The 23,091-nt window shown below is 60.3% G+C and carries 21 protein-coding genes; 11 read left to right on the top strand and 10 right to left on the bottom strand.

Annotated elements, in window-relative coordinates; translation table 11 throughout:
• The first annotated feature begins 2 nt into the window (after positions 1 to 2).
• Complete coding sequence (locus ACYU7Q_RS02450) at positions 3 to 608, top strand: hypothetical protein (protein ID WP_460607846.1); 606 nt, start codon at positions 3 to 5, stop codon at positions 606 to 608.
• Here ACYU7Q_RS02450 and ACYU7Q_RS02445 read toward each other — a convergent pair.
• Positions 571 to 2,091 (bottom strand): 3' terminal RNA ribose 2'-O-methyltransferase Hen1, encoded by a 1,521-nt coding sequence (locus tag ACYU7Q_RS02445; protein WP_460607845.1) that lies wholly within the window; start codon positions 2,089 to 2,091, stop codon positions 571 to 573. The genes ACYU7Q_RS02450 and ACYU7Q_RS02445 overlap by 38 nt on opposite strands.
• Before the next feature lie 141 nt (positions 2,092 to 2,232).
• Here ACYU7Q_RS02445 and ACYU7Q_RS02440 point away from each other — a divergent pair, with 141 nt between their 5' ends.
• Positions 2,233 to 2,862, top strand: a complete 630-nt coding sequence (locus tag ACYU7Q_RS02440) for a hypothetical protein (protein ID WP_460607844.1) — start codon at positions 2,233 to 2,235, stop codon at positions 2,860 to 2,862.
• A 78-nt stretch (positions 2,863 to 2,940) separates the two neighbouring features.
• Here ACYU7Q_RS02440 and ACYU7Q_RS02435 read toward each other — a convergent pair whose 3' ends face one another.
• The 4 genes from ACYU7Q_RS02435 to ACYU7Q_RS02420 form a co-directional block, all read right to left on the bottom strand.
• On the bottom strand, positions 2,941 to 4,398 hold the full coding sequence (locus ACYU7Q_RS02435; protein WP_460607843.1) for a glycoside hydrolase family protein: 1,458 nt from the start codon (positions 4,396 to 4,398) through the stop codon (positions 2,941 to 2,943).
• 32 nt (positions 4,399 to 4,430) lie between these two features.
• Positions 4,431 to 5,483 carry a glycosyltransferase family protein gene (locus tag ACYU7Q_RS02430; RefSeq protein ID WP_460607842.1) on the bottom strand — a complete coding sequence of 351 codons (1,053 nt, stop codon included), beginning with the start codon at positions 5,481 to 5,483 and terminating at the stop codon, positions 4,431 to 4,433.
• A 140-nt stretch (positions 5,484 to 5,623) separates the two neighbouring features.
• Positions 5,624 to 6,556, bottom strand: coding sequence for a UDP-2,3-diacylglucosamine diphosphatase (locus ACYU7Q_RS02425; protein WP_460607841.1), 933 nt, complete (start codon positions 6,554 to 6,556; stop codon positions 5,624 to 5,626).
• Entirely contained in the window at positions 6,553 to 6,780 is a 228-nt protein-coding gene (locus ACYU7Q_RS02420; RefSeq protein ID WP_460607840.1) for a hypothetical protein, read from the bottom strand. The genes ACYU7Q_RS02425 and ACYU7Q_RS02420 overlap by 4 nt, the downstream gene beginning before the upstream one ends.
• A 228-nt stretch (positions 6,781 to 7,008) precedes the next feature.
• On the opposite strand from ACYU7Q_RS02420, the gene ACYU7Q_RS02415 reads away from it, so the two are divergent.
• Positions 7,009 to 7,599, top strand: a complete 591-nt coding sequence (locus tag ACYU7Q_RS02415; protein WP_460607839.1) for a hypothetical protein — start codon at positions 7,009 to 7,011, stop codon at positions 7,597 to 7,599.
• 306 nt (positions 7,600 to 7,905) lie between these two features.
• Complete coding sequence (locus tag ACYU7Q_RS02410) at positions 7,906 to 8,670, top strand: hypothetical protein (protein ID WP_460607838.1); 765 nt, start codon at positions 7,906 to 7,908, stop codon at positions 8,668 to 8,670.
• Positions 8,671 to 8,886: 216 nt separating this feature from the next.
• Here the strand turns inward: ACYU7Q_RS02410 and ACYU7Q_RS02405 are convergent, their stop codons facing one another.
• Positions 8,887 to 9,477 carry an NUDIX domain-containing protein gene (locus ACYU7Q_RS02405; protein ID WP_460607837.1) on the bottom strand — a complete coding sequence of 197 codons (591 nt, stop codon included), beginning with the start codon at positions 9,475 to 9,477 and terminating at the stop codon, positions 8,887 to 8,889.
• A 222-nt stretch (positions 9,478 to 9,699) separates the two neighbouring features.
• Here ACYU7Q_RS02405 and ACYU7Q_RS02400 point away from each other — a divergent pair, with 222 nt between their 5' ends.
• Together ACYU7Q_RS02400 and ACYU7Q_RS02395 are read left to right on the top strand one after the other, a co-directional pair.
• A complete protein-coding gene (locus ACYU7Q_RS02400; protein ID WP_460607836.1) occupies positions 9,700 to 11,214 on the top strand; it encodes a DEAD/DEAH box helicase in 1,515 nt (504 codons plus the stop codon).
• A 106-nt stretch (positions 11,215 to 11,320) separates the two neighbouring features.
• Entirely contained in the window at positions 11,321 to 11,809 is a 489-nt protein-coding gene (locus ACYU7Q_RS02395) for a hypothetical protein (protein ID WP_460607835.1), read from the top strand.
• 109 nt (positions 11,810 to 11,918) lie between these two features.
• Here the strand turns inward: ACYU7Q_RS02395 and ACYU7Q_RS02390 are convergent, their stop codons facing one another.
• The 3 genes from ACYU7Q_RS02390 to ACYU7Q_RS02380 all read right to left on the bottom strand — a co-directional run bounded on the left by ACYU7Q_RS02390 (position 11,919) and on the right by ACYU7Q_RS02380 (position 16,026).
• On the bottom strand, positions 11,919 to 12,104 hold the full coding sequence (locus ACYU7Q_RS02390) for a hypothetical protein (protein WP_198068736.1): 186 nt from the start codon (positions 12,102 to 12,104) through the stop codon (positions 11,919 to 11,921).
• A 969-nt stretch (positions 12,105 to 13,073) separates the two neighbouring features.
• Positions 13,074 to 13,847, bottom strand: a complete 774-nt coding sequence (locus tag ACYU7Q_RS02385; RefSeq protein WP_460607834.1) for a helix-turn-helix domain-containing protein — start codon at positions 13,845 to 13,847, stop codon at positions 13,074 to 13,076.
• A 427-nt stretch (positions 13,848 to 14,274) separates the two neighbouring features.
• Positions 14,275 to 16,026 carry a L,D-transpeptidase family protein gene (locus ACYU7Q_RS02380; protein WP_460607833.1) on the bottom strand — a complete coding sequence of 584 codons (1,752 nt, stop codon included), beginning with the start codon at positions 16,024 to 16,026 and terminating at the stop codon, positions 14,275 to 14,277.
• Between the two features lie 391 nt (positions 16,027 to 16,417).
• Here ACYU7Q_RS02380 and ACYU7Q_RS02375 point away from each other — a divergent pair, with 391 nt between their 5' ends.
• The 3 genes from ACYU7Q_RS02375 to ACYU7Q_RS02365 all read left to right on the top strand — a co-directional run bounded on the left by ACYU7Q_RS02375 (position 16,418) and on the right by ACYU7Q_RS02365 (position 20,407).
• On the top strand, positions 16,418 to 18,250 hold the full coding sequence (locus tag ACYU7Q_RS02375; RefSeq protein ID WP_460607832.1) for a M1 family metallopeptidase: 1,833 nt from the start codon (positions 16,418 to 16,420) through the stop codon (positions 18,248 to 18,250).
• A gap of 91 nt (positions 18,251 to 18,341) precedes the next feature.
• Entirely contained in the window at positions 18,342 to 19,262 is a 921-nt protein-coding gene (locus ACYU7Q_RS02370; protein WP_460607831.1) for a cyanophycinase, read from the top strand.
• Between the two features lie 158 nt (positions 19,263 to 19,420).
• Positions 19,421 to 20,407, top strand: a complete 987-nt coding sequence (locus ACYU7Q_RS02365) for an aldo/keto reductase (RefSeq protein ID WP_460607830.1) — start codon at positions 19,421 to 19,423, stop codon at positions 20,405 to 20,407.
• A gap of 82 nt (positions 20,408 to 20,489) precedes the next feature.
• Here ACYU7Q_RS02365 and ACYU7Q_RS02360 read toward each other — a convergent pair whose 3' ends face one another.
• On the bottom strand, positions 20,490 to 21,470 hold the full coding sequence (locus ACYU7Q_RS02360) for an isoaspartyl peptidase/L-asparaginase family protein (RefSeq protein WP_460607829.1): 981 nt from the start codon (positions 21,468 to 21,470) through the stop codon (positions 20,490 to 20,492).
• A 132-nt stretch (positions 21,471 to 21,602) separates the two neighbouring features.
• Here ACYU7Q_RS02360 and ACYU7Q_RS02355 point away from each other — a divergent pair, with 132 nt between their 5' ends.
• The gene (locus ACYU7Q_RS02355) at positions 21,603 to 22,016 is read left to right on the top strand and encodes a DUF3127 domain-containing protein (RefSeq protein ID WP_460607828.1); all 414 of its coding nucleotides are present in this window, start codon (positions 21,603 to 21,605) and stop codon (positions 22,014 to 22,016) included.
• Between the two features lie 112 nt (positions 22,017 to 22,128).
• The gene (locus tag ACYU7Q_RS02350; RefSeq protein WP_460607827.1) at positions 22,129 to 22,755 is read left to right on the top strand and encodes an AlbA family DNA-binding domain-containing protein; all 627 of its coding nucleotides are present in this window, start codon (positions 22,129 to 22,131) and stop codon (positions 22,753 to 22,755) included.
• The last annotated feature ends 336 nt before the right edge of the window (positions 22,756 to 23,091 follow it).

Genomic DNA, 23,091 nt, shown 5'->3' with positions numbered 1-23,091 from the left:
TTATGGAATCTATCGAACCTCGCTATAACGCACCAGCTACGATAGGTCGCTCCTACATGCACGAATATGCTGTTGAGTGCCCAAAGTGCCAGCACTTAGCATTGGTAACAACTGGTTCCCGTAACCAATGTGGTAATTCGCAATTAGATTGTAGGAACTGTGGACATACTGAAAAATCTATTGATTCAGTTCGGTATAAAGTTTCGGTCAGGAGGAATTGTGACAATTGTGGCAAGCTCATTAGTAAAATAATCCCGCATTCCAAAGGACCTGTTGATACATTCGCTCTGCCATGTCCAAACTGCGGTGAGGTCAGGATTTATAAGCCACGAAATGAAAGATATTATCAGCCTCACAACGAATATGCTAGTGGACAAGCCTCCATATTTGGTTTACCATTATGGCTGCAAGGAAGCATAAGAGGGGAGTTATTTTGGGCTTACAACAGGCAGCATCTACACGACATCAAGGAGTATGTAGGCGCAAAACTTCGTGAGCGCCAAACAACCACTCATACAACGATGGTGGAGAAGCTACCACAGTTTATTAAAGAAGCCAAAAATCGTGCGGCTATTCTGAAACTGATTGAGAAATTGGAGCGGAAGTAAGCTGCTGCGAAAACACCGCCATCTGCGAGGGCGCGCCCACGCCTTCCACCTCCTCCCCCATGCTCTCCAGCCGCAGTTGATACCCGTGCCGCTCGGCCACGCCGGCGGCCCAGGCGGCAAACTCGGCGCGGGACCATTCGAAGCGGTGGTCGTCGTGGCGGAATTCGCCGGCGTTGAGCTTTTCGAAGAGCTGGTTGTAGTCGGCGTTGGGGCTGGTGACGAAGACGTGCGCCGGGCGGGCCTGGCCAAACACCACGGCTTCGAGGGCGGCGAGGCGGTTTTCGTCCAGGTGTTCGATGACTTCGACCAGAGCCGCAACGTCGAAGCCGGCGAGGCGCTCGTCGCGGTAGAGCAGCGAGCCCTGGATGAGGTCGATGCGGGTGCGCTGGCGCGGGGGCATCTCTTCGAGGTGCAGGCGCTGGGCGGCGCGGGCCAGCGCCTGGTGCGACACGTCCATGCCGAGGATGTACTCGATTTTGGGCTGGCGCAGGAGCAGGCGCAGCAGCTTGCCCTCGCCGCAGCCCAGGTCGAGCACGCGCTTGGGGGCCAACTGGTAGATTTCGTGGGCTACTTGCTGCAGGCGCTGGTCGTGGAGCGAAAGCTTGGGCTGTAGCGTGGACTCTGCGAGTTCGCGCATCGTATCGCTTGGCTCTGCTGCTTGCGGCTGCACAGTTTCTACAGAATTGCTTTCCACGTCCTCCACGAGCGGACTCGCAGAGTCCACGCTACTGGTATCTTCCACCTCATTCCCTTCCATTAGCCGCTCCAGCGTCGGGTTCACGTAGGCAGCCAGATACCTCAGGTACCGCCGCGTGATGAAGCCGCGCTCCGGGTGCTGGGGCAACCAGTCGCCGCCGCGGTGCAGCAGCTTCTCGGCCTCGTGCTCGCCGATGTAATAGTGCTTGTCGTTGTCGAGCACCGGGAGCAGCACGTAGAGGTGGGTGAGCACGTCTTGCAGGCGCAGGCCCTCGTGGCGCAGGTGCAGGGTGTAGTAGCGGCTGTCGCCCCACTCCGGCACGGTGGGGTCGAGCGGGGTGGTTTCGATTTCAACTTGGTAGCCCAGCGGCTCGAAGAGGCGGCGCGGCCAGTCGGGGCCGGGCGCCGAGACTACGGCCACTTTGACGGCCAGCGGCAGGGCCTGGGCGGGCAGGTCGGGTTTGTCTTTGCAGGTGCCGTTCATGGCGGTGCCGTAGGCTTTGCTCAGGGCCGCGCTCAAGAAGGACGAGGCCACGTAGGGCCGGTCGTTCACGTATTGCTCCAGGGCGAAGCCTTCGCCGGCCGCGCCGCCCCGGCCGCGCACGAGGCCCACGGGGTCGAGGTCGAGCAGCAGGGCGGCAGTGCAGCGCTCGGCGGAGGCTTCGGGGTAAAAAACGTGGGCCTGGCCGCCGGCTACTTCGATGCTTTGCAGGCGTGACGGGTTTTTGTGGAGCAGGTAGCCGAGGTCGGTGGCGGGCTGGTAGGTGGTGGAGATGGTGAGGAGCATGGGCGCGGCGCGGAAATTCAGTAGGCCGAATGTAGCACGGCTGGGCCTGATGCGGGGCCAGGTTACTGGCGGGGAAGTAGGTTTGCAGTCGGTTAGCCCAGTTTTCAGCTGGTCCACCCCTCTTCACTTCTCCGCTTGCTCGTGTCCGACGCCATTCCCGCCACCCCACCTATCGGCCCCACCCTTGCCGACTTCGCCTGCTTCTATCTCTACGGCCTCACCAACCAGCCCTACCAGCAATCAACTGATTTAACGAAGTTTGGCGAGCTGTACAGCCTCGTCATCGGCAACCACGGCGGCTTGGGAATCGCCAGCTCCTTCCACCCTTACCAGTTGGTGAGCCCGGGCGGTATTTCGGTGTGGTACACGGCCTACGCGCAGTTCTACGCCCAGCCCAACCGCTTCGAGCTATTCGCCGAGATGACGCTGGAAAAAGCGCAGTTTGTGGTGGTGCCGCCGGCTTCGTTCGCCGAATTTCACATTTGGCCCGACAACCGCCTGACCACCGACGAAAACCCGATTTTCGGCCGCTTCGTCCCCTTCGTCATCCCGTTCCTCGTGCGCAAAGACCCGGAACTGCTGCGTTGGGACAAAGAATTTGCCGCCGCAGGCGACAAAAGCCGCATCAGCCCCTACTTAAAAGCGGTGAACGAAGCCATCCATTTCGTGCAGCCCGCCCCAGCCTTCGTGCTGGGCTTTGGCGAGTTTGACGAGCAGCAGCCGGAATTGTTGATTGAGCATTTCTTGAGTTGCCGCGATATGCTGCTGTAATGTAGCGCGGACGCTACGAGTCCGCGCATCGACGAGCTCGTTTCGGGGTCGTGCATACGCGGACTCGCAGCGTCCGCGCTACAGCCGCTCAACGGCTGCCGGTACTTGCTCCCGTGTCACCGCCGCGCCGCCCAAAAACGCCTGGTACCAACGGCCCGAGTCCTTCACAATCCGCTCCTGCGTTTCGTAGTCGACGTGGATGAGGCCGAAGCGCGGGCCGTAGCCCTCGGCCCACTCAAAATTATCGGTCAGGCTCCAGGCAAAGTAGCCGCTCACATCCACGCCGTCGTGCCTGGCCCGCAGCACCTGGCCGATGGCTGCTTGCAGGTAAGCCCGGCGAGCAATATCGGGCACCCGGCCGTTCGTGGCCACATCCGGGAAAGCTGAGCCACTTTCAGTTACCAACAGCGTTGGGGCGTTGGGATAAGCCGAGAACTGTTTTAGCATTTGGTAAATCGACTCCGGATACACTTCCCAGCCCATGTCGGTGTAGGGCACCCCGCGCTGCTTGGCGGGCACCAGTGCGGCCCACTGCAAGGGAAGCCAGGGCGAGAACTTCACCACTTCGCGGGTGTAGTTCTGAATGCCCCAAAAGTCAAAATCGAAGGCCATGCGCTGTTCGTCGCCGGGCTTTTGGTAGCGTTCCAGCAGCCAGCGCAGGGCAGGCAGCTCGGCCGTGGGGTAGCCCAGGCCGAGGGTGGGCTCCACGAAAAAGCGGTTCAGCAGGGCATCGGCGCGGCGGGTTGCGGCTTCGTCGTAGGCGTTGCCGGGGCGGTACGGCGTGAGGTAGGAGCACGAAAACGTGGTCCCGATTTGGGCCACGTCGGGCAGCAATGCGCGCAACGCCCGGCCGCCCTCAGCCTGGGCCAGCGTGGCGTGGTGGGCCGCCGCCAGAAACGCCCCGAGGTGCCGACGGCCGGGCGCGTGCACGCCCAGCAGGTGCCCGGCGCCCACAAACACCATCGGCTCGTTGAGCACGGCCCAGTTTTGTACCCGGTCGCCAAGGCGGCGAGCCATGATTTGGGCATAGTCCGAAAACCAGCCCACAATGCTGCGGTTGGCCCAGCCGCCTTTGGCCTGCAGGGCGCTGGGCAGGTCCCAATGGTAGAGCGTGAGCATGGGGCGCAGGTCGCGCTCCAGGCAGGCATCCACCAGCCGGTCGTAGAAATCGAGTCCGCGCCGGTTCACGGCGCCGGTACCCTCGGGCAGCACCCGGGGCCAGGCGGCCGAAAAGCGGAAATCCGTCAGGCCCAGGCTGCTGGCCAGGTCCAGGTCGGTTTCGTAGCGGTTGTAGAAATCGGCGGCCACCCGCCCGTGCTCATTGCGCCGGATAGCGCCCTTACGGCGCGTAAAATCGTCCCAAATGCTGGGGCCTTTGCCCTGGTGCTGCCACGCGCCCTCGGTCTGGTAAGCCGCGGCCGAGGCGCCCCACTGAAAATCATGGCCAAAATCGGCCCGGGAAAATGGTAGCGGAGCCGATGCCGGGTAGAAGGCCGCTGGCAGCGGCTCGGAATAGCTGGGGGGAAGTTTAATCATGCGCGGGGCGCGAAGAATTCAGCACGAATGAGTTAAGCACGCCACGCGTGACGCTCTTTTTTACGGTGTACCGGCCCGGCACCGTTTTCTGGCAATTGCTCCCGCAGCAGCTGCTCAATTACGGCGGCGGTCTGGTCGGGGTAGTCGACGGGAATTACCTGGTCCTGGTGCAGCCACTGGTCCACCTTGTCCAGGTTTTTGTCCTTGAAGTTTTTGATGACAGGCACGCCCATTTTTCCCAAGGCAGCGGCGTTGCACTGTTGCTCATACTGTTGTTTCATGGGCATTACCAGCAGCTTTTTGCCCAGGTAGAGCGCCTCGGCGGGGGTTTCGAAACCAGCGCCGCACAGCACGCCGGCCGCGCGGGCCAGGCTATCGAGAAACGCTGGCCCGCTCACGGGCCACACCCGCACGTTGCCGTACTCGGCGGGCTGGTGGCTGTGCTTGCTGAACACCTCCCAGCGCACGCTTCGGCTGAGGTATTGCAGCCGCTCCGCCAGAATTTCTTCCTCGTAGGCCGGCAAATACACTGTGTAGTGGCCCTCGTTGGTCGGGCTCAGCTCGCGCACCTGCTGGCGGATAACGGGCGTAGAAATCTCCGGCGCATACCGCTGAAAATGAAAGCCGTACCGAGCCGTGCTGGGCGCGTAGTGCTTCAGCACCGCCCGGCCGGCCGGGTCTTCCCTATCGGGGCGCGGGGCGGCGGGGTGCAGCACGGCGCTTTGGTGGCTGAGGGCCACGCAGGGCACGTGCCGCATTTTGCAGGCCCAGCTGCTCACCGGCTCAAAATCACTGATTACCAAATCATACTCTTCCACCGGCAGGTGCCGCACCTCGTGCAGAAACCTGGCTGAATTGAATTGCCCGAACGTCTTCACGAAGTTGATGCCGCCCTTTTTACCAAACACAAAGCCCATGCCCTGCGCCTTGTACTTCACCGCAAACGGCAGCGGCAAATCGGCGGGCGGGCCGCTCACCAGCACGTCGAGCTGCTCGCAGCGGCTTTGCAGCAGCGGCACCACATCGAGCGCCCGGCTGAGGTGTCCATTGCCAGTGCCCTGGATGGCGTAAAGTATTCGGGACATTTAAGGATGGTTTTATAATTCTATTTGCACAGGACGGTCATGCAGAGCGCAGCGAAGCATCTTTACCGCAGTAGTAATTGATTAGTGTCGAGGTAAAGATGCTTCGCTGCGCTCTGCATGACGTTATTCAACGCCACCGTTTACGCCTTAATCTTAAACTCGGCCAACAATCCCTCCAACAGCTGCGCCGGGTGGGCATCGGCCAGCTCCTCGGCGGCGTCGGCTGCTTCTGCTTCGGCGGCCTGTTGCATGGCTGGGTCGTCGTTGTAATAATAAAGCTGCCAGCCGGCTTCGGCCGTATATTCCAACGCCGTCAGGTTTTCCACCCAATCGCCGGAGTTCAGGTAAATCACCTCCCCTTTCCCGGTATTCAGGGTCTTAATTTCGGGCTGGTGAATGTGCCCGCAGGCCACGTAGCGGTAGCCTTCATCGGCGGCGATGGTGGCGGCCGTTTCTTCGAAGTTGCTCACCGCCGCCACCGCCGATTTCACCCGCTCCTTCACCCGCTTGCTCAGCGCCACGCGGGGCCGGCCCAGCTTGGCCAGCCCGTAGTTCACGAAGCGGTTTATCAGAATCAATAAATCGTAGCCGTGGCCGCCCAGCTTGGCCAGCCAGCGCGAGTGCCGCATGGTCACGTCGAATACGTCGCCGTGGAACAACCAGGTGCGGCCGTGGGGCAGGTCGAGCACCAGCTTGTTATCGAGCCGGAAATGGCCCAGCTTCAGGCCGGCAAATTTGCGCAACAGCTCGTCGTGGTTGCCGGTGAGGTAATGAATTTTCACGCCCTTGGCGGCCAGGCCGGCCAGGTAGCGCACCACCCGCATGTGGGCCGGCGGCCAGTAGTTTTTGCTGAACTGCCAGATGTCCACGATGTCGCCGTTGAGCACCAGCACCTGGGGCCGGATGCTCTTGAGGTAACGCAGCAGCTCGGTGGCGTGGCAGCCATACGTGCCCAGGTGCACATCGCTGATAACGGCCACCTGCACCCGACGCTTGCGGCGGGCCTTGGGCCGGGATGGTTCGGCGGGAATAATTGCCGGGTTTTTAGGCATCGAAACCGGTACTGCAATCATGCGGCAGTTGAATGACTAAACCGTCCCCCACGCGCTGGCCCCACCGAGCGACGCGGCCGAACGGCCGGCCCCGCCGTGCGCCGGCCAAACTCGCCCCCCAAAGCCGAGCGCAGGCTGCCCAGCGTGTGCAGCGCAAAAGCCACCCACAGCGCCAGTTGAAACAACTCGTACACGAGCCAGCGCCCCAGACGGCGCAGCCCCGAAATCAAAGCCGGGAAGTGCATAGCAGGAAAGGTTATAACCAGTGAAAATCCTGCTTTCAAAGGTCAGGCCATTCAATTAAGTCTTGATTACGGGTGTATTACGCTTAAATCAATTTGTATATCGACAACGCAGTCCAATTCTGCCGAATCAGAATTTTGCCGGATTTCGGCGGGGCTTCCGTTTCTTTGTTGCCCCAATTATTGGTTGGCGAACATCCCCTTATTTCATTCCTCATTTTACCGCTTATTATGCAGTTTCTACCCCGTTTGGCCCGTCATTTCTTCGTTGTGGGCCTGCTCCTGCTGTGCGCCGGGGCGGCGCTGGCCCAGCCCACCGGCAAGGCCGCCAAAGGCCGCAGCCGCTACACCTTTGCCCAGCGCGACTCGGAGTCGCCCTACGTGAAGAACCTGACCAAAAACACCGACGAGGAGCAGGACGTCGACGGTTCCTTCACCCGCCTCGGCTACCGCTCCTACACCGACATGCTTACGGAAATAACCCACCTCAAAAAGCTGCACGACTGGGCCGATACCACCTACCAGCGCCGCGTGGCCGCCATTCCGCCCGGCGGCGCGCTGGTCGTCATCGTGCACCGCCAGGGCCCCAAGGGCGTGGAAATGTCCAACCTCACCCTCACCACCACCGACAAAGCCGGCAAGGAAGTCTTCACCCAAACCCTGGCCCCCGCCACCGGCCGCTTCTTCGGCCGCGACCTCTACCAGGGCAAAGCCGTCATCCCCTTTCCCAAAATGGACCCGCAGGAGCTCAACGTCAGCATCCGCGACGCGAAGCTGTACCAGACGTTTGATTACACCCTGGAACTGCCGGCGGCGCAGTAGCCGCAATAGTTTCTTTTCACTTCAGTGGGGCGACATTCGCAGCGGCGGGTGTCGCCCTGTTGCGTTTTTGTGTGCGCAATAATCAATTACAGTCCCAGTTGAAGCGGAATGAAGCGAAAAATTACTCTCCTCTTCTCCTTGTTACTTCTGGGGCTATGGATTGCCTTCAGTTGGCCCACCTATCGTTACCCCACGCCGGCAGCACTCCGCCAAAAAGCGCATTACCTGGAGCGTATCATCCAGGCGCCGGCTAGTCAGTCGCCAGAATTGGACGCGCTGGGCAATGCGGAGTGGTCCTTGTTCTCCATGTCGTATTCGACGTACGCTTTTACCAACATGGCGCAGTTGGACAGCAGCTTTCGACCCGAAGCCGCGCGTTATACCGCTCTGGCCATTCAGAAAATGTTGACGGGCAGCATTGCCCAATCCTTTCGCAATCCCAATGCCGCCGTCCCGGCCGATTCCGTTACCTCGGTGCTCTACCTTGGGCATCTGAATCTGATGCTCGGCTGCCACCGCCTGCTCGACCCGGCTTCTCCCTATAAAGCATTGCACGACTCCCTTTCTGCCAGTCTGCACCGCCGGCTAGTCAGCGCGCCCAATCATTGCCTCGAATCGTACCCCGGTGGGGTATGGGTCCCCGATAATACCGTGGCCCTGGCCTCGCTGCAAATTCATAGTAACCTGACCGGCAGTCCCTATCATGCCTTCTGCCAGCAGTGGCTAGCTTATGCCCGCCAGCACCTCTCCGACCCGCAAACGGGCCTGCTCCTTTCCAAACCGGCCACCCGCCACCAGGCAGCTGAAGAACCCCGCGGCTCACATCTGGGCTGGAGTATTTTCTTTCTCTACCGCTTCGCCCCCGCCTACGCCGCCGAGCAATACCGAGGCTACCAACAGCATTTCAGCACCAACTTCGGCGTCTTGCGACTCTACCACGAGCGCATCGGCCGCTATGAAACCAGTGAGGGCGACGTCGATAGCGGCCCACTAATTCTGGGCTATAGCATCCCAGCCAATGCCTTTGCCTTCGGCGATGCGGTAGCGCTACGCGACTGGCGCAACGCCTAGCGACTGCGCCGGGTCATCAGTTTTGGCAGCCGCGAAGTAGCGACGCCGCAGGAAATATCCTATGGCGTCCGCTTCGTGGATTTGTCCGTCAGCCCGCTGGCTGAAGCGCTGTTATTAAATGCCGAAACAATGACACCCTGGCAAATTCCTTTCCGGAACCAATAGTTAGTTTCGGCTTAACCATACCAAAGGACTCTGCACGGGTAGTCGGCACAACTACCGCCGCAGCCGCACCCACTGCACGGCAATCACCGTCTTCGCATCGCGCAGCGGCTCAGCTACCAGCGCTTCCCAGCTCAGCTCCACCATTTCGATGTTCTCGTGTTCCTCGGCCAGCCCGCCGCCGTCCCCAGAGCGGTGGCTCACTTCGGCGTAGTACACGGTGATTTCCTCGGAGCTGGTGCCCGGCGAGGGCCAGATGCACACGATTTCCTCCAGCTTGTCGACCTCGTAGCCCAGTTCCTCGTGAATCTCGCGGCGCACGGCCGTTTCGGGGGCTTCGTTGCCGTCAATCATGCCAGCGGCAATTTCCAGAATTTCCGCTTCCGGGCCGATGCGGAACTGGCGGGTGAGCACGTACACCTGCCGGGCCGTGTCGTAGACCAGCGCGGCCACGGCCCTGCCGGGGGCGAACTGCTCGCGTTTGAGCTGGTGCTCGCCGTCCTGAACGATTAGCTGGTTGACTTTGTAATGGCCATTGAAGACCCGGGTGCGCTCGATAATCTGCATCGTCGGATTTGTGTGTTGTACCTTTGTTGTCACCAGGGCCGCCGTCGGAGCAGCCCGCTGCCCGGCTGCGTCGGGCAAAGCCCCGCGCCTCGGCTGTCTCCGCGAAGTAAGCGCACCTCACCCCAATTCCTCTTCATTCAGGGAATCTGACGGCCTCCGACGAGCCTTCAAACCCCGCCCACGCCCGGCCTCGTCCGGCGTGGCCATGCCCGCCTGTGCAGCCTCGCAGGCTCAACAACCTATTGCGCAGACTGCTGTCTGCCAGCCCAATACCAGCGTACCCAGTACCAATCCCGACCTATGACGTTTGACGAGTTAAACCTGATTGACCCCATTCTCAAAGCCCTCAAAGAAGAAGGCTACACCACCCCTACTCCCATCCAGGAGCAGGCCATTCCCCACGTCCTGGAAGGCAAAGACCTGCTCGGCGTGGCCCAGACCGGTACCGGCAAAACGGCTGCCTTCACCGTGCCCATTCTGCAGGTGCTGCACCGCACGGCCCAGGTTGCTAACCATTCTTCGCGCGCCATTCGCTGCCTCGTGCTCACGCCCACGCGCGAGCTGGCCATCCAGATTAACGAAAGCTTCGGCGCCTACGGCCGCCATTTGAGCCAGATTCGTCACACCGTTATTTTCGGCGGCGTAGGCCAGAACCCGCAGGTGCAGGCCCTCAAGCGCGGCGTGGAAGTGCTCATCGCCACTCCCGGCCGCCTGCTCGACCTCATGAACCAGGGCTTCGTGGACCTGCGTCAGGTAGAAGTGTTTGTGCTCGACGAAGCCGACCGCATGCTTGACATGGGCTTCATCAACGACATCAAGCGCATCCTGCCCAAGCTGCCTACCAAACGCCAGACCCTGTTTTTCTCGGCCACCATGCCCGGCCAGATTCAGGAGCTCGCCGCCACCATTCTGCGCCCCAACCCGGTTCGCGTGGCCGTAACGCCCGTCAGCAGCACCGCCGATACCGTTACCCAGTCGGTGTACCTGGTGGAAAACAACGACAAGCCCGCCCTGCTCCGCCACATTCTCGAGGACAAAGGCATCAAGCGCGTGCTCGTCTTCACCCGCACCAAGCACGGGGCCGACAAAGTAGTAAAAGCCCTCTCCGCCAATCAGATTCCGGCCGAAGCCATCCACGGCAACAAGAGCCAGAACCACCGTCAGCGCGCCCTGTCGAACTTCAAAGCCGGCAGCACCCGCGTGCTGGTTGCCACCGACATCGCCGCCCGCGGCATCGACGTGGACGAGCTGACCCACGTCATCAACTACGAAATTCCGAACGAGCCCGAAACCTACGTGCACCGCATTGGCCGCACCGGCCGGGCCGGCGCTTTCGGCACCGCGTTTTCCTTCGTCGAAGACGAGGAGCGCGCTTACCTCCAGGATATCCAGAAGCTTATTAGCCGCCAGATTGACGTGGAGGCCGAGCATCCCTTCGTGTCGGGCCGCATCAAGCCCGTGATGCTGCACGGCAACGAACGCATCATCCGGCCCAAGGGTCCGGCTGGCCGTCCGGCCCGCTCCGGCCCCCGCGAGGGCGGTAATGGCGGCGGTCGTTCGGGCGGTGGCCAGGGCGGCGGGCGCTCGGGTGGCGGGCGCGGCGGCGAACGTCCCAGCGGTGCCGGCAACGGCGGTGGCCGGCCCAGCGGCGAGCGCAGCCGTCCGGCCGCACCAGCCAGCAACGGCCAGTCCGATACCGCGCGTCGCTTCGGCAGCGGCGGGGCCCGTGTGAACGTAGGCGGCAACCGCGAAGGCGGCGACATGGGCGGCCGTCGCCGGGGCGATGCCGGCGGCACGCGCCGTGGCTCGTTCTAAGTGCCAATCCCAACTAAAAGCAGAAGGACCCGGAAAACTTTTTCTGGGTCCTTCTGCTTTTTAGGGCTGATTACTTGCTTTTTCCGCGAATAATTCCTCCGTTTATATGGCCCAGCCCACGCTCCCCGTTATCCAGGCCCTACGCGACACGGCCCAGCGCCTTGCCACCCAGGCTCCATACCAGTGGGGCCACATGGGCAGCTGCAACTGTGGCCACCTCGCCCAAACCGTCACGCGCCTCACCAAGGCTGAAATCCACGCCCGGGCCATGCAACGCTACGGCGACTGGGAACGCCAGATTACCGACTACTGCCCCACCAGCGGCCTGCCCATCGACCAGACCATCGACGAGATGCTGGCCCTCGGCTTCAGCCGGCGCGACCTCACCCACCTCGAGCGCATCTCCGACCCCACCATCCGGGCCGCCATTCCTTTCGAACGCCGCGACGCCCTCCGCCACAACCAGCGCGACGATGTAGTGCTCTACCTCAGCACCTGGGCCGACCTGCTGGAGCGTGACCTGCTGGCCGGCATCAGCCTGCCAAACTTCGATGCGGTTCCCGTTCCCACTCCGGTACTAGCCGCCGCTCGCTGAGTCATTAGGGCCAACATGGCTCGCTAACAACACAGAAAAAGCCCCCGCCGAAAATCTGGCGGGGGCTTTTTTATTTTTCAGTCAGGTAGCTGCGAAGCCGGCTCTTGCCTTAGTTGCGGGTCACGTTGGAGCGCTGGGCTTCGCGGTAGCCCTCGGCGCGGTGGGCGCGTTTGTAAGCGGCATCAGCGGAAGGGTCTTTCTCAGCCTCAGCGGCATCGGGGGCCTGGGCGCAAGAGGCCGTCAGGAGCATGGCCGTTGCGGCGGCCAACCAAAGATTCGTGCGGGTCAGTTTCATGCCACGAAGGTAGACCACGGCCGCCAAACGAACAACCCGGCCAGCAACGGGACCCGCACCCTCAGGCACTCCCGGCCACATTAGTGCCCTGGTACCAGGCTACCCTCGTGATGCAGCAAAAGCAGATTACAACCATTTACAATTGATAACAGCACCTCATGCCAACCCCCACACAGGACGCATGCGGCTGGCGCAACCCGCAACCTTTCAAAAGTGGAAGAATAGCTTTCCCGCCTGCTCTAAAATAGCCTATCCAAGCCGCAAAAGACAGGCTCATCATGTTAGCACCCGACAATCACGCCCAAATTACTCTTAGCACTTAACAAGGATGATTATTTTAGTCAGCATGTCAACTGCGTTAGCAGCAATGTGTGTCCTTGCGGTGTAACACTCATTGTTCGGTTGCTCAAAAATCTAGGATTATCATGTCTTCAACTCCCGTTTCAAGGCCGTAATCCCCAGCGCGTAACGCCAAACCTTTGCTTCTATTAGCTTAGTATAACTTATTGAAAAACCGCACAAAATGCAATCAGAAATCCTTCTTATACGTATCCTCGAATTATCCCCACAAAAATTAGCAGTCTATGCAATTACATATTGCTGTATCAAAGACTACTCAGACACTAGCGTCAATACTATCGGAAGCCGCCAAAGGGCAACCCCAAGGGCATGACAAATTGAATGATACTCATTCAAACCCCAAAACGTTAATTCAGATAATGCAGACTCAAAGTCTGCCTGCAGCCGGGATTTTAATAATAGGCTACAGGCAGACAGGCCAAAGAAAGTTGCGGTGAAACCCCGTTCCGCACGCCCTACATGGCCCTCCTTTTCCTATCCTCCTGCCCTTAGCTATACGCTAAACTGAACCGGACAGATTCCATTCCTCGTGACCCGATACGCTTCGCCAGCACTCCGCCGCAAAGAGTTTGGAGCATCGGAATGTGGTTCTACCACCCACCCGGAAAGTTACTCGGGCTGATAATCGGCAAATGAACCGTCGCGGTAGAAAATCACAATCCGGCGGATGGGCTTATCTCCGCCCGCAAACAGCGCCGATGCTAAGGCCGCACCGGGCTTCTCATCGCCCGGCACCGGCGGAGGCAGAGTTGTCGTAGCAGGCACTTCTGCCAAAGGCGTGGGGGAGGAAATAGGCGCGTAGGCGGCATTGCCCTGAACCGCAGCTGCCGCCTGAGGCAGCCCGGCCGTCACTGCCAAGGGTTGCGGTTGCGAGGGAGCAACCTGCTGAGCCTGCGGCGATGCATCTAACGATACTGCACTGGCTACGAAGCGTTTGGGGACAACCTGGTTACGGTTCGGGACCGTGGTGCTGGCACGCAACGGAGCTGCAATGGGCATAGCAGTGCTGGCAGGCTGCTGCTCAGCGTGTTGCCTACTGGAGGCAGGAGCCTCAGCGGCAGCATGCACATTGGCTTGGGTACGCTGCTCGTCGGCCATAACGGCTACTGGCCGAGGAGCAGCCGATGCAACCGCTATCATAGCGTCGCCCGAAGGCAGGGGCGCGGCGCTGCCCCCGGCTAGCATAGGCCCGGTACCGTTCAGCAGCCACGGCATGGCCAAATCGGGCATAGCGGCCAGAATGCGCTGGACAACTTCCAAGCTCGGCTTGTTGCGCCCCGACAGAATGTGACTGACAATGGGCCGCGCCACGCCGATAACATCCGCAAACTGCGTAGGCGTGAGTTGTCGGCTTTCTAATAGGGTTCTGATACGCTCAACCATAGCTGGAATTTAATTACAAATGTAGCGCCTGAAATTAATAGCGGCAGAACTCCGGCTCAATGCCGTTGATTACAATTGTATGCACATGGATTTGCGCACCCTGTTTACATCTGTAAAACATTTGGAAATTCCAGTCCCTCAACTGTCCTTTAAACAAATGTAATCAGCCCAAATGCGCAAATCATTCCGCCCTGGCACGCTTCGACGCTTCATCATTAGAGTCCGTTGCCCTGTATCCCGGCAGTTTTTTTCGGGAGTCAACAGGACCCAATAATGAGCTGAACACATGGATTTCTTGTCCGATTCATCTCTTTGTTTGCACCTATTACCTGGAACAACGACACAAAAAAGGCCCGGCAACTTCTCAGTTACCGGGCCTTTTGAAGCTGTCAGCGCCTCTGTAGATGGAGGCACAAGCCAGTTATAGCTAGTCGAAATACTCGCGGGCAAGCTTTTTATCCAGCCCGTAGATGTCGTCGCGGAAGTGCGGATGCCCATCAGCATCGGCCCAAGCCGTGAAATACACCAGGTAAACGGGCAGCTTTTGCTTGAGGGTAATATACTTTTCGTGGCGGGTTGCAATGGAATCCAGGATGGTGGCCTTGTCCCATTCGGGCCGGTCGCGCAGCAGGTAAGTGGCCAGCTTGATGGGCTCGGAGAGGCGCACGCAACCGTGGCTGAAGCTCCGGTTACTCTGCGAAAACAACTCATCGTGGGGCGTGTCGTGCAGGTAAATGTCGTTCGAGTTGGGGAAGATGAACTTCACATCGCCGAGGTCATTCTGGGGCCCGGGGCGACGGCGCAGCGTGTACTTGAACGTTGCCTGCGTCACGTTGGCCCAATCGATAGTGGCCGGGTCGATGATGGTGGCCTTGCGGCCGTAGCCTTTCACCACCTCCATATCGAGGCGGTCGAGGTAGTGGGGGTCGGCCACGAGTTTATCGCGCAGCTCATTGTCGATGATGCTAAACGGCACATTCCAGTAAGGCGCCAGCACCACGTACTCCATTTTGTCGCTGAACACCGGCGTTTCGTGCAGCACTTTGCCCACGATAACGCGCATATTGAAGGCCTCTTTGTTGCCCTCAATCACGTGCAGCGTGTACTCGGGAATGTTCACGAGGAGGTAGTTCGGTTCAAATTTTTTGGGCAGCCAGCGCCAACGCTCCATGTTCAGAATGAGCTGGTCGATGCGCGTGCCGATGGGCACGTTGAGCTGCTTCAGCGTCTCCCCGCTGACGATGCCAGTCGGCTTGAGGCCGGCATCCTGCTGAAATAATTTGACGGCCTGCACCAGTTCGGGGTCGTAAACCTGGGCGGCGGGGACCGCAGCGACCGGTGTTCCGGGCTGGGCAGGGTTGGCTGGGGGCGTGCTGGCGGCAGCCCCACCGGCGCTATCTAGCAGGCGCTTGCGCAGGGCTGCTACAGCTGGCGAGGTGGCCCCGGGTTTCAGGTTGAGATTGGCGGGGAGAGTGGGCCAGCCGCCGGCACGCTCTTGGGCGCGGTAGGTGGCGAGAGCCTTTTTCAGCTGGTCGTACTCAGGGTGCAGCGGGGCAAATTCGTAGTAGTTATAACGGCTTTTGCGCTCGCCCAGGAAGGTGAGCAGGGCCTTATTGAGTTTGATTTTATTGGGCTTAACCTGCCACGATGAGTCCTTTTTGTCGCGCGGGTTGGCCACGCCCCGATAGTAGTCGTTGGCCCATTTCATGTACGTGCCGGTCAGGGCAATATCAATTTGCCGCTCCAGCGCGTTGCGGCGCACAGAGTCGGCCCGAACCTTTTCAAGCTCTGCCAGCATCTTGGATATATCCTTAATCTGGTAGTCTTTAGGGTCAAGCCCCTCGTTTGCAGCTTTAGCAGTTATATCCTGCAATGTCTTCACTCGCTCTACCGGTTGGTGGTCTTTGAACCAAGCGAGTTTGAAGCCCCGCTCCCGGTAGAAGCGGCGCGCCGGTAGCAATTGGGCCTTGAACCGGGGTTCGGCCTGGAAAGCTTTGATAACCTCCGTGCTGTCGAGCCGAGGCTGGGGGCCGGCCACCGTGGTCACCGACGAGTCGGCCGCCGTTTGGCCGGCGGTCTGGTTCTGCGAGTCGGAACCGCAGGAGGCAAGGGTAGTGCTGCCAAGGGCTGCCAACAGGAGCAGCCACAGCAGGGAAGTAATTCGGAGGAGAAAAGTCATTGAAGGGAATAAAGCGGGCGGAAAAATAGCCTCGGCTGTGGCCGAAGGCTGGGCGTTGTACTGACAGGCTGCTGGCAGGGTTGCGCCGGGCCGCCCGCAGGCAGTCCGGTTGCAAAGTACGCCATTGCGAGGCACAGCGTGCTACCGCAGGGCCGGAATCGTGCCAATTCCGGGTAAAAATTGCCGCTCGGAATACCGGGTCGACTGGAATAGCCGTATTTGGCGGAGCATAGCCGGCTTCCGGCAGCTCCTGGCGGGCACTCCGTGCCTCCTGATGAGTCCAATGCACCGCTCCGGCTGTTATTTGGGGCCGGTATTTAGCGAGGCACTGGCGGACATCATCTGCTATTTCCCACCCGACTTTTTCGAATTCCTCTTCACCATTTCCCGCATGACATTTTCTGCTTCCGCCCCCGCTGCCCTGCCCACCGACCCGCATAGCTACGCCGGTAGCAGCCCAATGCGGGTGCGCCACCTCGCCCTGGACCTGGTGGTCGACTTCGCCCAGCACATCCTAACCGGCACCGCCACCTGGCACCTCGCCAATCCCGGGGCAGCGGCCGAGCTCGTGCTCGACACCCGCGACCTGACCATTGAAACCATAGAGTTGCTCGATGCCGCCGCCCAGGCCACGCCTGCCAACTTCGCACTGGATACGCCCGATGCCATACTAGGCCAGGCGCTGCGGGTGGCGCTACTGCCCACTACCACGGCCGTCCGTATTCGCTACCGCACGGCCCCGCACGCGGCGGCTTTGCAGTGGCTGCAACCGAAGCAAACGGCCGGGACCGAGCCCTTCCTCTTCACGCAGTCGCAGGCCATTCTGGCGCGCACCTGGCTGCCATGCCAGGACTCGCCGGGCATCCGCTTCACCTACGAGGCCACGGTGCGCGTGCCCGCCCACCTGCTCGCCCTGATGAGCGCCGAGAACCCGCAGGAGCGCAATGCCGCCGGCGAGTATGGCTTCCGCATGGAGCAGCCCATTCCGGCCTACCTCATGGCACTGGCGGTAGGCGACCTGGCCTTTGCGCCGCTCAGTAACCGGACCGGCATCTATGCTGAGCCAGCCACGCTGCCGGTGGCGACCCACGAGTTTGCCGACCTCGAAAACATGGTGGCCGCTGCCGAACAACTGTACGGCCCCTACCGCTGGGAGCGCTACGATTTGCTGTTGCTCCCCCCCTCCTTCCCCTTCGGGGGCATGGAAAACCCTCGATTAACATTTGTAACACCCACTATCCTCGCGGGCGACCGCAGCCTGACGAGTTTGGTGGCGCATGAGCTGGCGCATTCGTGGTCGGGCAACCTGGTTACAAATGCAACGTGGAATGATTTCTGGCTTAACGAGGGATTTACGGTGTATTTTGAGCGCCGCATCATGGAACATTTGTATGGCAGCGAATACGCCGACATGCTCCAAGTACTAGGCCGGGCCGCGCTGCATCACACCATTGAGGAAATCGGGGCGGCCAGTCCCGATACTCATCTGCACCTGGCCCTGGCCGGCCGCGACCCCGACGAAGGCCTCACCGAGATTGCCTACGAGAAAGGCTGCGCCCTGCTCCTGACGCTGGAGTCGCTCATTGGCCGGCCCCGGCTCGATGCCTTTATTAAGGAGTACTTCGCCCGCTTCAGTTTTCAGGCGATGGACACGGCCACTTTTCTGCACTACCTCCGCGCCGAGCTGCTGAACCAGGAGCCCGGCCTTGAAGCCCGCCTGAACCTGGCCGCCTGGGTCGACGGCCCCGGCCTCCCGCCCAACGCGCCCGTGCCCACATCTCGGCGCTTCGATAAGGTCGACCAAACCCTGGCCAACCTGGGAGCCGGCACCGCGCCGGCCGACCTCCGCCCGGTTACCACCGAGTGGAGCAGCCACGAGTGGGTCCATTTTCTGCACGGCCTCTCCCCGACCCTGGCGGCCGAGCAGTTGGCGGCGCTGGACGCGGCCTTTCACTTCACCACTTCCGGCAATGCCGAAATTCTGGCGGCTTGGTTTCCGCACACGCTGCGGGCCGGCTACGCGACGGCCGACGAAGCCGTGAAAAAATTTCTGCTTCACGTGGGCCGTCGCAAATTTGTGGTCCCGCTCTACCAGGCCTTGCTGGCTACGCCCGATGGCCCGGCGCGGGCCCATGCCATCTACACCGAAGCCCGGCCCAACTACCACTCCGTGACGACCGGCACGCTCGATGCGCTGCTCGCCACCCGGGCCGAGCGTCATTAATCCCCATCCGGCCCGAACTTTGCCTCAGGCTTTAGACCGGCCGCTATCTGGCCATTTTGTTTTTGCATCACTCCGTAATTTCCGCCATCCGTTGAAAACCATCATTCCGCTCGGCAAGCTCATCGCCGTGGGCGGCAACGAGGACAAGGGCACGTACCCCAACCCCCGGACCCGCCGCAAGTATTACCTCAACTTTTTCGAGTTGGGCATCCTGAAGCGCATCGTGCTCGAAACCGGCAAAACCGACCCGCGCATCGAAGTCGTCACCACCGCCTCCATGATTCCGGAGGAAGTCGGGCCGATTTACACCGGCTCCTTCGCCATGCTCAACTGCCTGAACGTGGGCATCATGGACATTCGCACGCCCGAGGATGCCCGCCAGCCCGAGTACCTGGAGCGCATGCTGGCCGCCGACGTGGTCATGTTTTCGGGTGGCAACCAGTCGCGCCTGCGCGAGATGTTCGGCGAAACCGATTTTCTTGACCGCATGATTCAGCGCTACTACGCCGAGCCAAATTTTGTGATTGCCGGCACCAGCGCCGGGGCCATGGCCATGTCGCACTACATGATTCGCGGCGGCTCGGTGCCCGATGCCCTGCTGAAAGGCGCCGTAAAAATGGGCGTCGGCCTGGGCCTGCTGCCCGCCGCTATCGTCGACTCGCACTTTGTGAAGCGGGGCCGCTTCGGCCGGCTCATCGAGTCGGTGGCGCTGCACCCCAAGCTCATCGGCATTGGGCTGGGCGAAGATACCGGCGTGCTCATCACCGAAGGCAACCTAGTCGAAACCATTGGCTCTAACCTGGTTATCATCCTCGACGGCCACAATATTCAGCACAACAACGCCGCCGCCGCCAAAAAAGGCACGGTGCTTTCCATCGAAAACGTGACCATGCACGTCCTGGCCAAAGGCAACGTGTACGACATGCGCGAGCGGAAATTCTATCCCAGCAAAGATGTGCTGGCCCCCGCCGTTGCCCCGAGCGTAGCCATTGATGTTACGCCCGTCGGATAAAAAAGTCCTGCATTTTACCAGGCGAAGCCCATTCATTGCATAAATGAATGGGCTTTTTCTTTTCGTCGCCGCATTTTTGCCGTAAGCGACTCAAGTATTACCCGGTTGCATTGGCACAGTGGGCTGCTTTTGACGCTTTTCCACCCAACTTAAATTATATGAATTACCGCAAGCTCGGCAAAACCCAATTTTCAGTTTCAGAAATCAGCTTGGGCACCTGGCAGGTCGGCGGCAAGTGGGGCGACCCGTTCAACCATGCCAACGCCGATAAAATCCTGAACGCCGCCGCCGATGCCGGCATCAATTTCATCGACACGGCCGATGTATACGGCGACGGCGAAAGTGAGCAAGCCGTGGGCCGGCTGGTGCGCGCCCGCTCCGAGCGCATTTTCGTGGCCACCAAGTGCGGCCGTCGCCTGCAGCCCCACACGGCAGAGGCCTACCAACCTGCCGTGCTCCGCCAGTTCGTGGAAGACAGCCTGCGCAATATGCAGTTGGAAACCATTGACTTGATTCAGCTACACTGCCCGCCTACGGAAGTTTATTACCGCCCCGAAATATTTGGGGAGTTCGACCGCCTGCGCGAAGAAGGCAAAATCCAGCACCTCGGCGTGAGCATTGAGAAAGTGGAAGAAGGTCTGAAAGCCATCGAATTCCCCAACGTGACCACGGTGCAGCTGATTTTCAATATGTTTCGCCAGCGGCCGCCGGAGTTGTTGTTCAAAGAAGCGGCCCGCCGCGACGTTGGCCTGATTGTGCGGGTACCGCTGGCCAGCGGCCTGCTCACCGGCAAGTTCTCGCCGCAAACCCATTTCTCCGCCGACGACCATCGCAATTTTAACCGGCACGGCGAAGCCTTCGACAAAGGCGAAACCTTCTCCGGTGTGGATTACGAAACCGGCTTGGCCGCGGTGGAAGAGTTGAAACACGTTTTCGGGCCGCAGGCGCCCCTCGCGGCCCAGGCGCTGCGCTGGATTCTGATGTTCGACGAAGTAAGCTGCGTCATCCCCGGTGCCTCCCGCCCCGAGCAGATTCTCTCGAACCTGCAGGCCGCCGAGCTTCCTGCCCTGTCGGCCGAGCAAATGCAGGCCGTGCGGCAGATATACGACGAGCGAATCCGGCCGCTGGTACATTATAGCTGGTAATCGCAACCGGTACGCAGCCCCCAAAGTACGTCCTGCTGAACGCAGCCGCAGCAGGACGTACTGGCTTTCGAACAACCGAAAGCTAATCCTTATAAATAGCCACCATTGCCTCGCCTCCCTTAACGCGGCTGGCCCGGTACATTCCTTCCGAATTAAACGGCAGTGTAGTGTTGGCCGCTGCGTCCACGGCAATCAGGCCGCCCTCCCCGCCCACGGGGGCCAGCTTGTCCTGCACCACAATGCGGGCCGCCTCTTCCAGCGACAACCCTCTATATTCCATTAAACAAGCCACGTCGTAAGCCGCCACCGCCCGAATAAAATATTCCCCATTGCCGGTGCAGCTGATGGCGCAGCGCGCATCGGCCCAGGTGCCGGCCCCAATGAGGGGCGTGTCGCCGATGCGGGAATAACGTTTGTTGGTCATGCCGCCGGTGCTGGTGGCAGCGGCCAGGTGGCCGTGCTGGTCGCGGGCCACGGCCCCCACGGTACCTTTTTTCCAATTCGGGTCCGCCACGCCCGAAAAGGTGTCGGGCTCCTCGAGCGGCGCTACCGGAACCGGGCGGGCCTGGCTGTGGTCGAGGCGCATGCGACCTTCGCGCAGGGCTTCCTGCAATTGATTGTAGCGGTGCTGGGTGAAGAAATACTCCACGGGCTGCAGCGGCAGGCCGTACTCAAGCGCCAACTCGTCGGCTCCCGGATAGCCCAGTAGCACGTGCTCGGTTTTTTCCATCACCAGCCGCGCCGCCCGAATGGGATTTTGCACCTGGCGCACGCCAGTTACGGCGCCGGCCAGTTTGTTGTGGCCGCTCATGAGGGCGGCGTCCATTTCGTGGTGGCCGTCGTGGGTGAACACAGCCCCGCGCCCGGCGTTGAACAGCGGGCAGTCTTCGAGGCTGCGCACGGCGGCTTCCACGGCGTCGAGGGCAGCGGCGCCATCGCGCAGCATATCGTAGCCGGCGGTGAGGGCCGCCTCCAGCGCCGCGCGGTAGAGCTGTTCATCGGCGGGAGAAAGCGACGCGCGGGCGATGGTGCCGGCACCGCCGTGGATGGCAAGGGCGAACATATATATAAGGAGTAAAAATGTCGGGAGAAATGCGCCCGCAAAGGTAGCCGGAGGGAACGGCGGCGGGGCCGCTTGCGTTTTTTTTCGTAGGTTTGATGTTCAAGTCTACACATACAAAAACACCCCATTTTTATGGCATACGACGTAACCGGCCGGCTGCACGAAATATTTGACGAACAGCAGGTAAGCGAAAAGTTTCGCAAGCGCGAGTTCGTGCTGGAAGTCCAGGACGGCCAGTATCCGCAACACATTAAATTTCAGCTGACCCAAGATAAAGTTAGCCTCGTTGAGTCCTTCAAAATGGGCGACGAAGTGAAAGTAACGTTTGACCTGCGCGGCCGTGGCTTCAACAAAAACGGCCAGATGCTGTACTTCACCAACCTGGAAGCCTGGAAAATTGAGCCCGCCGGCGCTGCCAACTACAGCGGTGGTGGCCAGCAGCAAGCCGCGCCCCGCCCGGCTGCTCAAAACCAGAACCCCACGCTGCGCGCCCAGCCTTCGGCCGCGCCCATCGCCAGCGACGACGACAACGACCTGCCCTTCTAAGGCCAGCCGTTCGCACCGGTCGGTAGCTTAGCTACTTGATAATGCTTCTAAAAATGCCGCCTCCGGTACCCGGGAGCGGCATTTTTTATGTCCCATTTGCGTATAATATTCCATGGACTTACACGAGCTGATAGCACGGGGCGAGGGCGAAGCGCTGGAATTCAAGCAGAAAACCACGCACCCGCACCGCATTTCGCGCACCTTGGTTTCACTGGCCAACACCCGGGGCGGGCAGGTGCTGGTGGGCGTCGATGACGCGGGCCGCATTCTGGGTGTGCGCGATGCCGAGGAAGAATTATTTGTGCTGCGCGATGCTGCCGCACATTACGTTGCCCCGCCCCTGGTCGACTTGCACTTTCACGAAGTGGAGGAAGACGGCCGCATTGTGCTCATCGTAACCGTGCCCGAGAGTCCGCGCAAACCCCACCGCGCCCAGGTAGCGCCCAACGACTGGCGCGGCTACGTGCGCGTGCGCGACGCCAGCGTGCAAACCAGCGGCCTCACCGAGAAAGTGCTGGAACGCCAGCAGCCAGAATCCCGCTTCGAGCAAATCCCACTCAACAAGCAGGAGTTGGCCGTTATCGACTACCTGAAAAACCACCCCCGCATCACCCTGGCCCAGTTCATGAAGCTGGTCAATTTTGGCAAGCGCCGCGCCTACCAAACCCTGATAAAACTCGTGCTCCACGGCTACATCCGCCACCACGATAAGGAGAAAGAGCCTTACTATACCGTCTGAACCACGAATCCACGCGAATTTTGCGCATTCTGTGGATGGTAGATTTTAGGATTATTCAAAACAGAACAGCCTGCTCAATGAGCAGGCTGTTCTGTTTTGGTTCCGAAAAAATTCCAGCGCAAGCGGTGAAAAGCATGGTCCACAAAATCCGCGAAATCCGAAAAATTCGCGCGAATTCGTAGTCCGAATTACTCCTGCTTGCGGGCGCGGGCTACTTTCTTCTCTTCTTTCTCCGCTTTTTTCTCCTTCATGGTTTTTACGGGTTCTTTCTTTTTCTCTTTGCGGGCATCCTGCGCTTTGGCCATGATTGAAAAGAAGTTTAGGTGAGGGGTTGGG

This window comes from Hymenobacter terrigena (assembly GCF_054776515.1).
The sequence above is the reverse complement of the archived record's forward strand: the minus strand, read 5'-3'. Positions and strand labels throughout refer to the sequence as shown.

Excerpts from the sequence above, each read along its gene's own strand:
- ACYU7Q_RS02450 (WP_460607846.1), top strand. The coding sequence starts at position 3 with ATGGAATCTATCGAACCTCGCTATAACGCACCAGCTACGATAGGTCGC.
- ACYU7Q_RS02445 (WP_460607845.1), bottom strand. The coding sequence starts at position 2,091 with ATGCTCCTCACCATCTCCACCACCTACCAGCCCGCCACCGACCTCGGC.
- ACYU7Q_RS02435 (WP_460607843.1), bottom strand. The coding sequence starts at position 4,398 with ATGATTAAACTTCCCCCCAGCTATTCCGAGCCGCTGCCAGCGGCCTTC.
- ACYU7Q_RS02430 (WP_460607842.1), bottom strand. The coding sequence starts at position 5,483 with ATGTCCCGAATACTTTACGCCATCCAGGGCACTGGCAATGGACACCTC.
- ACYU7Q_RS02425 (WP_460607841.1), bottom strand. The coding sequence starts at position 6,556 with ATGATTGCAGTACCGGTTTCGATGCCTAAAAACCCGGCAATTATTCCC.
- ACYU7Q_RS02420 (WP_460607840.1), bottom strand. The coding sequence starts at position 6,780 with ATGCACTTCCCGGCTTTGATTTCGGGGCTGCGCCGTCTGGGGCGCTGG.
- ACYU7Q_RS02415 (WP_460607839.1), top strand. The coding sequence starts at position 7,009 with ATGCAGTTTCTACCCCGTTTGGCCCGTCATTTCTTCGTTGTGGGCCTG.
- ACYU7Q_RS02410 (WP_460607838.1), top strand. The coding sequence starts at position 7,906 with ATGTCGTATTCGACGTACGCTTTTACCAACATGGCGCAGTTGGACAGC.
- ACYU7Q_RS02400 (WP_460607836.1), top strand. The coding sequence starts at position 9,700 with ATGACGTTTGACGAGTTAAACCTGATTGACCCCATTCTCAAAGCCCTC.
- ACYU7Q_RS02395 (WP_460607835.1), top strand. The coding sequence starts at position 11,321 with ATGGCCCAGCCCACGCTCCCCGTTATCCAGGCCCTACGCGACACGGCC.
- ACYU7Q_RS02390 (WP_198068736.1), bottom strand. The coding sequence starts at position 12,104 with ATGAAACTGACCCGCACGAATCTTTGGTTGGCCGCCGCAACGGCCATG.
- ACYU7Q_RS02385 (WP_460607834.1), bottom strand. The coding sequence starts at position 13,847 with ATGGTTGAGCGTATCAGAACCCTATTAGAAAGCCGACAACTCACGCCT.
- ACYU7Q_RS02380 (WP_460607833.1), bottom strand. The coding sequence starts at position 16,026 with ATGACTTTTCTCCTCCGAATTACTTCCCTGCTGTGGCTGCTCCTGTTG.
- ACYU7Q_RS02375 (WP_460607832.1), top strand. The coding sequence starts at position 16,418 with ATGACATTTTCTGCTTCCGCCCCCGCTGCCCTGCCCACCGACCCGCAT.
- ACYU7Q_RS02365 (WP_460607830.1), top strand. The coding sequence starts at position 19,421 with ATGAATTACCGCAAGCTCGGCAAAACCCAATTTTCAGTTTCAGAAATC.
- ACYU7Q_RS02360 (WP_460607829.1), bottom strand. The coding sequence starts at position 21,470 with ATGTTCGCCCTTGCCATCCACGGCGGTGCCGGCACCATCGCCCGCGCG.
- ACYU7Q_RS02355 (WP_460607828.1), top strand. The coding sequence starts at position 21,603 with ATGGCATACGACGTAACCGGCCGGCTGCACGAAATATTTGACGAACAG.
- ACYU7Q_RS02350 (WP_460607827.1), top strand. The coding sequence starts at position 22,129 with ATGGACTTACACGAGCTGATAGCACGGGGCGAGGGCGAAGCGCTGGAA.